Here is a 13,131-nt window from a genome sequence, read left to right as displayed (position 1 = left end):
GCCGATCATAAACACGCGTTGGCGGCGCTGGGGTTGTCCCTCCCCTTGCGGGGCTCGGGCCTGGCCGAGCGACCCCATCCGGCCCCTGTGGGAGCGGCGTAAGCCGCGAAGCCGACATTGCTGGAATCACCGGCATGCCCGCAATTTACCGGTCCATTAGCTTCGCGGCTTACGCCGCTCCCACAAATGCTGATGCTGCACTGAGAATGCCCTGCCGAGCATGGCTCGGCACTACACTGGCTGCCCTGCCGAGCATGGCTCGGCACTACGTTGGTCGCGCTTGCCCGGCGTTACAGCAGGTCTGGCAGCTTCCAGCCGAACAGGTCCATTGCTTTCTGGAATTCGCGGTCCAGCGGGGCGCGTACTTCGATGCGGCGGCCGTCCTGCGGGTGCGGGAAGGCCAGGCGCTCGGCGTGCAGCAGCATGCGGTGTACGCCCTGCATGCGGAACGTGCGGTTGTGCCGGCCATCACCGTGGCTGGTGTCGCCAATCATGTGATGGAACATGTGCTTGAGGTGCCTGCGGATCTGCCGGAAACGCCCGGTCTGCGGCTGGCAGCGCAACAACGCATAACGCGAAGTCGGGAAGCCCGCCGAGGGAATCGGCAGCTCGCCTTCCAGCAGTTTCTGGAAGTGGGTGATGGCCTGCTTCTTGACCGGTTTGCCGGGGCCGCCATCCAGGTCGTGATCAACGGTGAAGGCGTCCTCGGCCGGCCAGCCGCGACACACCGCGAGGTAATCCTTCTCCACCTCGCCGCTCATCAACGTCTTGCCAAGCACACTGGCGCTTTCGCGATCGAAGGCCAATAGCAGGCAGCCGCTGGTGGCACGATCCAGACGATGAATCAGGAAGATCGGCTTGCCCAATTGCTCGCGCAGACGATCAGCCAGGAAATCATCCTCGCCACGCGCCAGCTTGCTGTCGTGGACCATCAAACCGGCGGGCTTGTTGACCACCGCCAACCACTGGTCTTCGTACAACAGCGGCAGCGGTTCAAACACAACCGGCGCCACTGCCACTTCTTCAATCACATCACTCATCGACGCAACCACGCCGATGCCACCGCGATCACACCCACCACACCGGTCACCCACGACCACAGCGGAATGGCCGCGAACTGCGGGCCGCCAGCCTTCAGGCCGTATAACAAGGCCGAAACCACCATCAGACCGGCACCGGCGACTGCGGTCACCATGCGCCGCTGCATGCGCTGCAGCGTGCCGTCCAGATTGACGATGTCCTGCGAACGCATCGCCAGCTCATGCTTGCCTTCCACCTGCTGGCGCAGCCAGCTGTGCAGAAGCGCCGGCATGTCCGGGGCTTGGGTCATGATTTCCGGCAGGCGCTTGCGCAGCTCCTTCAGCGCGCGGCGCGGGCTGTAGCGTTCGCGCAGGATGCGTTCCAGCACGGGCTTGGCAACTTCCCAGATATCCAGGTTGGGGTCGAGCTGGCGGCCCACGCCTTCGATGTTCAGCAGCGTCTTCTGCAGCAGGATCAGCTGCGGCTGCAGGGTCAGCTGGTAGCGCTGGGCGGTGCGGAACAGCTTCATCAGCACTTCGGCCAGCGATATCTGCGACAGCGGGCGGGTGAAGTACGGTTCGCAGACCGCACGCACGGCCGCTTCCAGTTCATCGATACGCACCGTATTCGGCATCCACTGCGCCTGCAGATGCAGTTCGGCGATGCGGCGGTAATCGCGATTGAAGATGGCCATGAAGTTTTCGGCCAGATAGAACTGATCCTCTTCCGACAGCTGGCCCATGATGCCGAAATCCAGCGCGATGAAGCGCGGGTTGTCGCGGCGTGCCGGATCGATGTCGACCCAGATGTTGCCGGCATGCGCATCGGCGTGGAAGAAGTTGTCGCGGAATACCTGCGTGTAGAACACGCGCACGCCCTTGGCCGCCAACGCCTTGCGGTTGATGCCGGCCTTGTCCAGGGCGACGATGTCGTCGGACGGAATGCCCCATACCCGCTCCAGCGTGAGTGCGCGTTCGGCGGTGTGGCTCCAGATCACTTCCGGTACGTACAGATCGTCGGAGTTTTCCCAGAAGCGACGCAGCACGCTGGCGTTGGCGCCTTCGCGCTGCAGGTCCAGCTCGGCGGCCAGCGTGGTTTCGATCTCGGCCACCACTTCGCGCGGGCGGATCTTGTCGGCGCGCGGATGGGTGCGCTCGACCAATGCAGCCAGCGACTTGAGCAGGGCGATGTCACCGGCGATCTGCTTCTCGATATCCGGGCGCAGCACCTTGACGACTACCTGGCGGCCATCTTCCAACGTCGCCGCATGCACCTGCGCGATCGAGGCCGAGGCCAGCGGCGTGGTGTCGAAGCTGGTGAAGGCTTCGGTGATCGGCAGGCCCAGCGCCTGCTCGACGATCTGCAGCGCGCGTTCGCCGTCGAACGGCTTGACCCGGTCCTGCAGCAGGGTCAGCTCGGCGGCGACATCCGGCGGCACCAGGTCGCGGCGGGTGGACAGGATCTGCCCGAACTTGACGAAGATCGGGCCCAGCTCCTGCAGCGCCAGACGCAGCCGCGCACCACGCGACTGCGAGGCGATATCGGCACTGGCGCGCGGCACGAATGGCTTGGCAACACTCAGCCAACGTTCGACCGGGGTGTCATCGAGCAGATCATCCAGGCGGTAACGCAGGATCACCCGGCCAATGCGGCTGGCGCGGAACATGGCGCGGACCAGCTTCATGCGGCACCTCCGGCGCGCTGACGCAGGCGCGCGATGCGCGCGGCCATGCGTTCGACGTCATCGCGGATCACGTCCACATCGTCATGGAAGGCGTCCAGCTCGGCACGGGCAACGACATCACGTGATTCCTCGGTAACGTATTCGGCGGCGGTCTCGGCCAGGTCCTTGGCGCTGCGGCGGGCCTGCAACAAGGCCGCGCGCAGGGTCTGTGCGATCTGCACGCCGAGAATCTCGCCAAAGGCTTTGACAAAAGGTTGCTGCCAGTCCGGATCAAAACGGGTGGCCAGCTGCTGCAGGCGGCGCGCCAGCTCGGCATCGCCGGATACCTTTACCCGCCCGGCCGGCGCGCTGTTGCTGCGGCGCGCGTTCGCCAGGAATGGCAGCTGCGCCAGTACCCCGCCCAGGGTGCTGCGCACCGCCAGGTCCGGTTCCAGCGACGGGTCCACCGGGCCCACGGTCAGGCGCTCGCCGGCGACCCCGATCTGCATCGCCAGCGATGGCGATTCCAGGGTCAGGGCGATGCGCTGGCCATCGAGTGCGGCCAACGCGGTACGGGTGTCCGGGTCCAGCGCCAGGGCGCGGTTCAAGGCCACTTCCAGCGCACGGCCGGCCAGCGGCTTGATCATCTTGAGGGGGGATGCAGGCATGCCGGGCATTCTACCGGAGGGCCGGGATTGGGAGCCTGACAAGCACGATGTTTCAGCGTACCCGGCGCCTTAGCCCGGGTAAGCGCAGCGCACCCGGGAGCAGGAATATGCCGTTCTTTCAGGCTATCGGCCAACAGCCCCGGGGGCGCTGCGCTTGGCCGGGCTACGTCACCGCCACAGGCTTTGTTCATGTAGCCCGCCACGTTTGCCGGTCAGCAATGCCCTGCACAGAGCGCCACGCTGTGGCAATCGCTGGCTGCTGCCGCGGCGGCTTCACCCGCCCGATCCGCGATTCCCCATTACCGTCTTTGAGTTCATGCTATGCGTACCCCTTCAACACAGCGGCAGGAGCACACAGGCAATGGGCAAGACCCGGGTTGGCATCATCTTCGGCGGTCGTTCGGCCGAGCACGAGGTCTCGCTGCAGTCGGCGAAGAACATCCTCGATGCATTGGACAAGGAGCGTTTCGACGTCAGCCTTGTTGGCGTGGACAAGCAGGGCCTGTGGCATCTGTGCGATAGCGCCGGTTTCCTGCTCAATGCTGATGATCCCAAGCGCATCGCGCTGGATACCTCCGGGCCGGTGCTGTCGGTGCTGCCCGGCGCCGAACGTGGCCAGTTGCTGGCCGCCGATGGCCGCGACGTACCGCAGCTGGACGTGGTGTTCCCCATCGTCCACGGCACACTGGGCGAAGACGGCACCCTGCAAGGCCTCTTGCGCACGCTCAACCTGCCGTTCGCCGGCCCCGGCGTACTTGGTGCGGCGGCGGCGATGGACAAGGACATGGCCAAGCGCCTGCTGCGTGATGCAGGCCTGTCGGTGGCACCGTTTGCCTGCTTCAACCATGTCACCGCTGCAGGCGCCGACTACGACGCGCTGGTGGCGACGCTGGGCCTGCCGCTGTTCGTCAAGCCGGCCAACCAGGGCTCCTCGGTGGGCGTGAGCAAGGTACGCAACGCCGAAGAATTCGCCACCGCGATGGCGTTGGCCTTGTCGTTCGACCACAAGGTGCTGGTGGAATCGGCGATTGTCGGCCGCGAGATCGAGTGCGCGGTGCTCGGCAATGACGTGCCCGAAGCCAGCGTCTGCGGCGAAGTGGTGGTGCATGACGATTTCTACGCCTACGACACCAAGTACATCAGTGCCAGCGGTGCGGAGACGGTGATCCCGGCCGATATCGGTGCGCAGGCGCAGCAGCGCATCCGCGATATCGCGGTGCGCGCCTACCAGGCGCTGGACTGCATCGGCATGGCGCGGGTGGACGTATTCCTCACCGCCAGCGGCGAGGTCGTCATCAACGAACTGAACACCCTGCCCGGCTTCACCAAGATCAGCATGTATCCCAAGCTGTGGGGCGCAAGCGGACTGGGCTATACCGCGTTGATCACGCGTCTGATCGAGCTGGCGCTGGAACGTCACGCTGCCGACAAAAATCTGCGCAGCTCGATCAGCGCCTCGGCCTGAGCAAGCGCAACGCCAAACGAAACGGCCCGCACCCTCGATGAGGATGCGGGCCGTTTCACTTCAAGCCTGGCGTATGACTAGCCTTTTTTGCGGAACAGCGAGATCACCGCAAGGATCAGGAATACGACGAACAGGATCCATGCAATATTGCTGGCCGCACCGGCAATGCCACTGAAGCCTAGTACGGCAGCAATGATGGCGATGACGAAGAAAACGACGGCGTAATGCAGCATGTGGCTGGTCCTCGGTTGGAAACAGGGTTCCATCCTCTGCAATCGCCAGTAGTGATGCAGTGATGGGTGCGTGAGCACCACATGACGATCACCCCACTATATTCAGTTTGCCGCTGCCAGCCGCCGCAGCCCTTCCTCGATTGAAACCCTGGGCACATAGCCGAAGTCGCGCCGTGCCGGCTCCATCGAGTACCAATGCGGCGTGCACAGCTGCTCGGCGAGGAAGCGGGTCATCGGCGGTTCGCCGGACAGTCGCAGCAACGGCCACAACTTTTCGCAGACCGAGCCGATGCGGTAGGCGGTCTTGAACGAGATCGATTTCTCCACTGCCGGCGCGCCAACGGCGGCAAGCAGCCGGTTGAGCAGCTCGCGCATCGGCAGCGGCTCGCCGTTGGAGATGAAGTAGGCCTTGCCTGCACATGCCGCGCCCACCACCAGATGATCGAAAGCATCGAAGTGCGCCTGCGCGGCATTGTCGATGAACGTGGTATCGACCTTGTTGCTGCCATCACCGACAAAGCGCAGCCGGCCGGCGCGGGCGCGCTCTGCCAGCCGCGGCACCAGCTGGTTGTCGCCCGGCCCCCAGATCAGACGCGGGCGCAGAGCGATGGTTGCCAGATCAGCGCCATTGGCGGCCAGCACTTCCTGCTCGGCGATGGTTTTGGTGGCGGCATACGGCGCCTGGAAGTCCTCACCGTAAGGCACCTGGTCCGCGCCCAATCCTTCGACCGGATGGGTGGCACGATGGGTGACGCTGGGCGTGGAGGTATAGACCAGCCGCCCGATGCCATGCGCCTTGCAGGCCGCCAGCACGTTGCGGGTGCCGACCACATTGGCCTGGAAGTAGCTGTCGTAGCTGCCCCAGGCACCGGCCTTGGCGGCATTGTGGAAAATGGCATCCACGCCTGCCGCAGCGTGATGCACGGCATTGGCATCGGCCAGATCACCACGGATCTGGCCAACCCCGATCTCCTGCAGCGACGGGTAGTGACCACGATTGAAGCTCAGCACCTGATGGCCGCGTTCGACCAGGCCACGGCACAGGGCCTGACCAAGAAAACCACCACCACCGGTAACCAGAATCTTCATTGTTTGATCGCTCTGCTGCAGGGCCGCCGCCGCGCAACCCGCGCAACGGAAGCAGATGAAGGCGGCGCACAATCCCCGTGCAGCCCAAGCGCCCAGTATCGCAGCACTGGCCGGCAGGTGGTTTGCTAGTGATGGCAGGGCGGTGCCTTACCCCTCCCCAGCCCTCCCCTTCGCTGCGCGCAAAGGAGGGAGCGAGAGCACCCCTCCCCAACCCTCCCCTTCGCTGCGCGAAAGGGAGGGAGCAAAGCACCCCTCCCCGGCCCTCCCCTTCGCCTTCGGCGCAAGGGAGGGGGCAGCAGCTGCAGGACCGCGAGGACGTGGAGCAGCCAGGCTTTAGCCCTCCCTTTCGCGCAGCGAAGGGGAGGGTTGGGAGGGGTGCTCTTCACCCTGCGCCAAAGCCCGCAAAACATCCTCCAGAACAGCCGGCATCCGCTGCAGAACCTCGTCATTCCAATAGCGCAGCACCCGGAAGCCCAACCCCCGCAGCACCTCGGTCCGCCGCTGGTCATAGGCAACCTGCTCAAGATGCTGCCCGCCATCCAACTCGACAACTAGATTCGCCTCCAGACAAACGAAGTCGGCAATGTAGCCAGCCAAGGGCATCTGTCTACGGAAGCGAAAGCCTGCCAATTGACGCCGCCGCAGCTGCTGCCACAGGCGGTCTTCTGCATCGGTGGGCGTGTTGCGCAGGGCTCTTGCGCGTTTTCGCAGCTTGTCCATTACGGCTCTCCGTCTTCGGTACGGAAAGCCTGCGATTGCAGTTACTGGAAGCCAGTCAGGGAATGGCGGGGGGCGTGCTGTCGTTCGGCTCAAACAGCACTGCGCTTTACCCCTCCCCAACCCTCCCCTCCGCCTTCGGCGCAAGGGAGGGGGCAACAGCTGCAGCGCTGCGAAACCTTCGAGCGGCCCGGCTTTAGCCCTCCCTTTCGCGCAGCGAAGGGGAGGGTTGGGAGGGGTGCTCCTCCTTCAAGCCTTCAGCTTCAAACCCTCAGCTTCAGCCCAACTGCGCCTGCGCCCATACCGCCAGCTTCTCGCGCCCGATCTTGGCGTTGTGGCGGATATCCACCGGGAAGCCCGGATGTCGCAGGAAATGTTCAATCCCAACCAGCTCGGGACGCTGCAATGCCAACGCCCGCAATTGCGCTTCCACCTGCTGGAAATGCTGATCCGGCAGCAGCTCATAGCACAGCACCGGCTGCTGATTCTCCGGCTCACCCACGCCGACCAGCGCAGTACGGCGCACCCCGGCAACGGTGTTGAACACCGGCTCCACCTGTTCGGTATAAAGCGGCCCGGCGGCCGTCTCGACGCGGTGGGTCTTGCGCCCGCAGAACCACAACCGCCCTTGCTCGTCGAACCAACCCACGTCGCCCATGCGATGCACGATGCGTTCGCTGCCATCGGCCAGCAGTTCGCGGATCTTGGCGGCGGCCGTTGCCTGCGGGCGGTTGAAATAGCTGTCGGTCGTGGTTGGGCCGACTACGGTGATCTCGCCCACCTCTCCGGCAGGTAGCTCGCGCGCACCACTCCAGTCAGCAATCGGCGCATCGGTGATGGCGATGATGCGCACTTGGTTCGGTGCGACCACGCGGCCGACGCAGGTGCCAGCACCGGCCTCGGTCGCTTCCCGCGTATCGACCAGCTCGCGGCCTTCGATCACTGCCACCGGCAGGCATTCGGTTGCGCCATACGGGGTCCAGAACTGGCCCTCGGCCGGCATCAACGAACGGATCTTGGAGACAATCTGCGGCGGAACCGGTGCACCGGCCGACGTGGCGCGGGTCACCGTCGGCAGCGGCTGGCCATGCTCGGCCAGCACCCGCATCAGTGCCGGCGACCCAAACAGCTGGGTCACGCCAAAGCGGGCAATGGCGTCGTGCAGCTTGCGTGGATCAGCGCTGCCGGGCCGGGTCGGGTCCATGTCCGGGATTACCGAGGTCAGCCCAAGCGCCGGATCGAACAGGGCGAATGGCGGGAAGGTTGGCAGGTCGATGCCGCCGGGCTGCATGCCGAAAGCGTTGCGCAGCAGTTCGACCTGGCCGACGAAATGGCGGTGGCGGTAGACCACGCCCTTCGGCACGCCGGTGGAGCCGCTGGTGAACAGGATCGCGGCCGTGTCATCCGGGGCTGTTGCAGCCAATTGGCTACCCGCACCCGCGCCGTCGGCCTCGACCTTCGCCAAGGTGATACCGCCCCAGCCCCAGCGCCGGCCAACGGTGACCTTGACCCTGGCCGACTTGGCCCAGCCCAGCAGCACCCGCGCGAACTGCGCCAAGGGGATGCCGATGAAGGCCTGCGGCTGGGCTTCGTCCAGGCACTGCTTCAGCGCGCGCTTATCAATGCCGGGGTCGACCAGCACCGGCACCGCGCCGATCTTGAACAGCGCAAACATCAGCAGGAAGAACTCCGGGCCCGGCCGCACCATCACCACCGCACGCACGCCATGACCGATGCCATTGGCCGCCAGACCGGCGGCAATGGCGTCGCTGCGGGCGTCCAGCGTGCGGTAATCCAGGGTCACGTCGTAGGCGGCCATGCCATTGGCGGCGGGCTTGCCCGGGCAGCGGATGGCGATCTGGTCGGGCCGTTCACGCGCCAGCTCGGGCAGGCGCGCGGCGATATTGCAGGTTTCGTTCATCTACCTATTGTCGCCAATGCAGAAAAATCTTGCGCGCCGGCCCGCAGCGTGGAAAATTTCCCACCTTCCTTTTGTCCTATTCCTGCCGCCAAGGCCGGTCTCCCATGCCCCATCCCTGCCTGACCTGCGGCGCCTGCTGCACCCAATACCGCGTTGCCTTCCATTGGATGGAATCGGACGAAGTCACCGAAGGCGGTGTGCCCCACCAGCTGACCCAGCAACTGGATCCGCACCGGCTGTGCATGCAGGGCACCTATTCGGACCCGATCCGCTGCGTGGCGCTGGATTCGGAGATCGGCGTGTATTCGCGCTGCACCATCCACCCCAACCGGCCCAGCGTGTGCCGTGAAGTGGACGCGTCGTGGGAGTACGGCAAGGCCAGCTCGCAGTGCGACCGCGCCCGTATTGCCCATGGCATGCCGGCACTGACCCTGGCCGATTGGCGTTGGCGCGACGATGCCGACAACGATGACGATCATCCCGACGACAACGGCAACAGCCCGGCCTCACCGCCGAATACGCCGATTGCGGCGTAAGCCGCTCGGCTGCCTGGCTTGTTCCCATCCCGGCGGGAGCAGCCGGCAGCGCTGCCTCAAAGCGCCTTGTAACGCCCCCACAGCACCTCGAACTGCTGCGCGAAGCTGCGCACGAGGTTGCGGTCATTGCTGACCACCAGATTCTCATCGTTGTGCTCGGTCGCGGTGCGGGTCCAGTTGAAGCTGCCATTGGCCAGCAGCTTGCCGTCGAACAGCGCGAACTTGTGGTGCATGTGGTATTCGCTATGGTCCACGCGCACCGGGATATCCGCATCGTGCAGGCGGCGGATGTCGTTGCCGTCGTCGTAGACCTTGTCGTTGTCGCTGATGATACGCACCACCACGCCGCGTTTGTGCGCGTCCAGAATGACGCTGCTGAGACGGTCGTCGGAGATGGTGAACACACAGATATCCATCGTCTTTTTGGCCCCGGCGCACAAGGCGCGCAGGCGCTGCATGCAGGCATCGCCGGGCGAGAAATAGGTACTGGTCAGGGTCTCGACCGGGCCGGCGTTGACGTCCAGGGTGCGCACCACCTGCTCAACCCACTTCAGCATTGGCAGCGCTTCGGCGGGATCGGCGCCGATCTGTTCGCGGGCGATGTCGAAGGCGCGGTTGCGCAGGAAACGCAGGCGGTCCGGCGAAAGTTCCGCGCCGAGCTCGCGTAGCGCCGAGCGCTCTTCGTTGCTCAACGCAAAGTCTTGCGCACTGTCACGCAGCTGACGGTCCAGACTGTCGAAATCCATCCTTCACTCCCTGTGCAAAGAAGCACAGAGCTTCGCACACCTGCGAGTGTCTGTAGGAGCGGCGTGAGCCGCGAAGCTGGTGGAATGAGAGAGGCCACAAAAGCTCACCCCTCCCAGCCCGTCCGGCCCGAAGGCACAGCCTTCGGTCGTTCATCAGGCCGCGCGCCAGTGGCGCGCAAACTGGCCTTCTTCACCCCCTTGCCTTCGGCAATGGGAGGAAGCTAAAGCCTCAACCCAGCGGGTTGCGCTCCAGGAAGTCGCGCACTGCCGGCACGATGACTTCGTGCTTGTCTTCCAGCACATAGTGGTTGGCGTCTTCGAACGCCGTCACTTCCGCCTGCGGCAGCGCCTTCTTGAAGCCGGCCAGGAAGTGATGGTCGAAGCAGATGTCGCGCAGGCCCCAGGCGATGTACACCGGGCGGTCAGCGAAGCTCGGCAAAGCAGCCGCCGCACGCTCCAGCAGCGACCAGGCCTTGTCGGCCGGCGACAGCGGAATGTCCTGCATGAAGCGGATGGTGGAGATGCGGTTGGCCCAGTTGTTGTACGGGGACACATAGGCGCGCCGCACATCGGCCGGCATGCGCCGGCTCACGCCCAGCCACGAGGCGCCGGACGAGAATGCATTGAAGGTGCGGATGAACCATTCGCCCGGCTTCCAGTGCCGGCCCATGGCGATCTGCCACGGCATCGGCTTTTCCGGCGGCAGCGGGAACGAAGCGGTATTGGTGATGACCAGGCGCTTGACCTGCGCGTGGTGCGACAAGGCCCAGCCGAAGCCGATCATGCCGCCCCAATCGTGTACCGCCAGCGTCACCGGGCCGGTGATGCCCAGGTGCTTGAGCAGCGCATCCAGATCGTCCACGCGCGACTGCAGCGTGTACTCGTAGCGGCTGTCATCAGGCTTGTCGGACAGGCCCATGCCGATGTGGTCCGGCACGATACAGCGGTACTTGTCGCTGAGGCCGTTGACCAGGTGCCGCCACAGATAGCTCCATGACGGATTGCCGTGCAACATCACCACCACTTCGCCATCGCGCGGGCCTTCATCGATGTAGTTCATCGACAAACCCGGACGGACTTCGAAACGGTGGGTCTTGCTGGGGTAACCGGGGAGTTTGTTCATCGGGGTGCACCTGCGGCTGCTAAGCCCCTCGCCCGTCGGGAGAGGGGTTGGGGAGAGGGTTGGCCGGAGTGGAGGAGCTTGAACAAGCGCTCCAACCCCAGGCGCATGCGTGTTGCGCACGCGTCCCTCTTCCGCCTTTTGGGCACCTTCTCCCGCAACGGGAGAAGGAAAAGCATGCAATCTGAAAGTTCGCGGCCAGGCCGGAACTTACCAGACCACCTCGGCCATCGTGCAGTTCAGGCCAGAACCAATGCCCATCAGCGCGACACGGTCGCCCTTCTTGAGCTTGCCCAGCTGACGCAGCTTGCTCAGCACGATCGGGACCGAAGCCGGGCCGATGTTGCCGTGCTCACCAAAGATGGTCATCACCTTCTTCGGGTCGATGCCGAAGGCCTTGATGAAGGCATTGGTATGCGGCTGGCTGACCTGGTGGATCACGAACTGGTCGATCTCATCCACCGCCCAGCCCAGCGCGACGCGCGTGGCTTCAAAGGTCTTGGTGGCCAGCTTGATGCCTTCGATCAGCAGCATGCGGGTGTCGGTGACCATGCGGTCCAGGTTGCCCACGCACAGCTTGTTCCACTGGTTGGCTGCACGGGTCACGCCGCCACGGTAACGCGGCGCGTCCGGCACCAGTTCCGAGCGTGCCATCACCATTGCTGCCGCACCGGAACCGGTGGTCAGCGCGGCGACTTCGTCACGCATCTGCTGGGCGGTGATGTCCGGGGACATCATGCGCTCCAGGGTCTTTTCATAGACCAGGTTGGAGGTTTCGCCGTCGACGATCAAGGCATAGTCGATGTCGCCGCGCTCCAACATCAACGCCGCCATGTCCATGCCATTGATGAAGGCAAGGCAGGCGTTGGCGATGTCGAAGGTGACGCACTCTTCGCCGATGCCCAGGTTGCCGGACACGATCGAAGCGGTGGACGGCTCCAGGTAATCACGGCTGACGGAGGTGTTGATCAACAGGCCAACCATATCGGCGGTGATGCCGGCATCTTCCAGCGCCTTGCGGCCTGCCAGCGTGGCGACGTCCGAGGCCTGAGTACCCTGGTCCCAAAGGCGGCGCGCATGGATGCCGGCGATATCGCCAAGCACGTCGGCACGAATGCCCAGGCGTTCCAGCGTGGGCTGGAGCCGCTCGTTGATTTCCTTTGAGGTCAGCGTATGCGGCGCATCAATATGCGCCAGTCCCGCGATCGAGACGTTTTTAAAAGGCATCAGAAAGCGCCAAGACTCAGGCGAAGGGGTCGCTATTCTAGCCCCTGCGCCTTTTTACCGCATCTTTACAAATCGGCGGCCCGGCGTATGGAGCCGCCGGGACCGTAAGACAGGCTGAAACCTCAGCGTGGCGGGCACTGGAAGGCGGCAAAGCGTTGGCTGCCGTCGGCCGGCAGGCCGCTGGCCTGCACGGCATTGGCCCCGGCACTGGGGGCCTCGTTGCGGGCCAGGGTTTCCAGTTCTTCCTGCACGCGCAGCGGGTTGCGGTTGTAGAAGCCGACCTTGTTCTTCACCGACACCACGATCTCGCCCTTGGTCACGCAGCCCGGGGCTACCGGACCGGCGGGCAGTACACGTACGGCCTTGCCGCCGGATTCAATCGGCACCCAGGTGCAGGCGGCGGTGCTGGCGATCAGGGCGGACAGAAGCAGAACGCGCATGGACTATTCCTTGTGAAGATCAGCACGGATTGTGCCGGGAAAGGATGAACAGGTGGTGATCCCAAGGTTTGGGATGGGCACAAATGGTGGTGGTGGGCCATGTTTGGCGGGGGATTTGGCAGCAAAAACCACCCCTCCCCAACCCTCCCCTTCGCTACGCGAAAGGGAGGGGGCGAAAACGTAGTGCCGAGCCATGCTCGGCAAGGGCTTTACCAGCGAAAAACTGCCCTCACCCCAACCCCCGCTCCGCGCCCCTGCCCTTGCGCTGGCGCAAGGGCGTTCGATG

General features: G+C 64.6%; 13 protein-coding genes. 2 read left to right on the top strand and 11 right to left on the bottom strand.

Going from position 1 to position 13,131, the window contains the following annotated elements; genetic code table 11:
* Nucleotides 1-290: 290 nt before the first annotated feature.
* Genes ABE493_RS11275 through ABE493_RS11265 form a run of 3 tightly spaced genes read right to left on the bottom strand, consistent with a single transcriptional unit; the run spans nt 291 to nt 3,351 of the window.
* The gene (locus tag ABE493_RS11275) at nt 291-1,040 is read right to left on the bottom strand and encodes a pseudouridine synthase (protein ID WP_346499007.1); all 750 of its coding nucleotides are present in this window, start codon (nt 1,038-1,040) and stop codon (nt 291-293) included.
* Entirely contained in the window at nt 1,037-2,704 is a 1,668-nt protein-coding gene (gene ubiB / locus ABE493_RS11270) for a ubiquinone biosynthesis regulatory protein kinase UbiB (protein WP_346499006.1), read from the bottom strand. The genes ABE493_RS11275 and ubiB overlap by 4 nt, the downstream gene beginning before the upstream one ends.
* Nucleotides 2,701-3,351 carry a ubiquinone biosynthesis accessory factor UbiJ gene (locus ABE493_RS11265; RefSeq protein WP_346499005.1) on the bottom strand — a complete coding sequence of 217 codons (651 nt, stop codon included), beginning with the start codon at nt 3,349-3,351 and terminating at the stop codon, nt 2,701-2,703. The genes ubiB and ABE493_RS11265 overlap by 4 nt, the downstream gene beginning before the upstream one ends.
* 361 nt (nt 3,352-3,712) lie before the next feature.
* Here ABE493_RS11265 and ddlA point away from each other — a divergent pair, with 361 nt between their 5' ends.
* Nucleotides 3,713-4,816, top strand: a complete 1,104-nt coding sequence (gene ddlA, locus ABE493_RS11260) for a D-alanine--D-alanine ligase (RefSeq protein WP_346499004.1) — start codon at nt 3,713-3,715, stop codon at nt 4,814-4,816.
* Nucleotides 4,817-4,893: 77 nt separating this feature from the next.
* Here the strand turns inward: ddlA and ABE493_RS11255 are convergent, their stop codons facing one another.
* From ABE493_RS11255 to oleC, 4 genes are all read right to left on the bottom strand, one after another.
* Entirely contained in the window at nt 4,894-5,049 is a 156-nt protein-coding gene (locus tag ABE493_RS11255; protein ID WP_065868112.1) for a DUF1328 domain-containing protein, read from the bottom strand.
* 102 nt (nt 5,050-5,151) lie between these two features.
* Nucleotides 5,152-6,138 (bottom strand): 2-alkyl-3-oxoalkanoate reductase, encoded by a 987-nt coding sequence (gene oleD / locus ABE493_RS11250; protein ID WP_346499003.1) that lies wholly within the window; start codon nt 6,136-6,138, stop codon nt 5,152-5,154.
* 333 nt (nt 6,139-6,471) lie between these two features.
* Entirely contained in the window at nt 6,472-6,858 is a 387-nt protein-coding gene (locus tag ABE493_RS11245) for an endonuclease domain-containing protein (RefSeq protein WP_346499002.1), read from the bottom strand.
* A 274-nt stretch (nt 6,859-7,132) separates the two neighbouring features.
* A complete protein-coding gene (oleC, locus tag ABE493_RS11240) occupies nt 7,133-8,776 on the bottom strand; it encodes an olefin beta-lactone synthetase (RefSeq protein ID WP_346499001.1) in 1,644 nt (547 codons plus the stop codon).
* 104 nt (nt 8,777-8,880) lie between these two features.
* Here oleC and ABE493_RS11235 point away from each other — a divergent pair, with 104 nt between their 5' ends.
* The gene (locus ABE493_RS11235; protein WP_346499000.1) at nt 8,881-9,312 is read left to right on the top strand and encodes a YkgJ family cysteine cluster protein; all 432 of its coding nucleotides are present in this window, start codon (nt 8,881-8,883) and stop codon (nt 9,310-9,312) included.
* A 56-nt stretch (nt 9,313-9,368) separates the two neighbouring features.
* Here the strand turns inward: ABE493_RS11235 and ABE493_RS11230 are convergent, their stop codons facing one another.
* The 4 genes from ABE493_RS11230 to ABE493_RS11215 all read right to left on the bottom strand — a co-directional run bounded on the left by ABE493_RS11230 (nt 9,369) and on the right by ABE493_RS11215 (nt 12,845).
* Nucleotides 9,369-10,058: a phospholipase D-like domain-containing protein gene (locus ABE493_RS11230; RefSeq protein WP_346498999.1), complete on the bottom strand. Its 690-nt coding sequence runs from the start codon at nt 10,056-10,058 to the stop codon at nt 9,369-9,371.
* 229 nt (nt 10,059-10,287) lie between these two features.
* A complete protein-coding gene (locus tag ABE493_RS11225; protein WP_346498998.1) occupies nt 10,288-11,181 on the bottom strand; it encodes an alpha/beta fold hydrolase in 894 nt (297 codons plus the stop codon).
* 207 nt (nt 11,182-11,388) lie between these two features.
* Nucleotides 11,389-12,405 carry a 3-oxoacyl-ACP synthase III gene (locus tag ABE493_RS11220; protein ID WP_346498997.1) on the bottom strand — a complete coding sequence of 339 codons (1,017 nt, stop codon included), beginning with the start codon at nt 12,403-12,405 and terminating at the stop codon, nt 11,389-11,391.
* Nucleotides 12,406-12,527: 122 nt separating this feature from the next.
* On the bottom strand, nt 12,528-12,845 hold the full coding sequence (locus tag ABE493_RS11215) for a DUF4156 domain-containing protein (protein WP_346498996.1): 318 nt from the start codon (nt 12,843-12,845) through the stop codon (nt 12,528-12,530).
* Nucleotides 12,846-13,131 lie beyond the last annotated feature (286 nt).

It is taken from the genome of Stenotrophomonas terrae (assembly GCF_039674165.1).
GTDB classification, from domain to species: Bacteria; Pseudomonadota; Gammaproteobacteria; order Xanthomonadales; family Xanthomonadaceae; genus Stenotrophomonas; species Stenotrophomonas terrae_A.
This window is presented reverse-complemented; position numbering and strand designations above follow the sequence as displayed.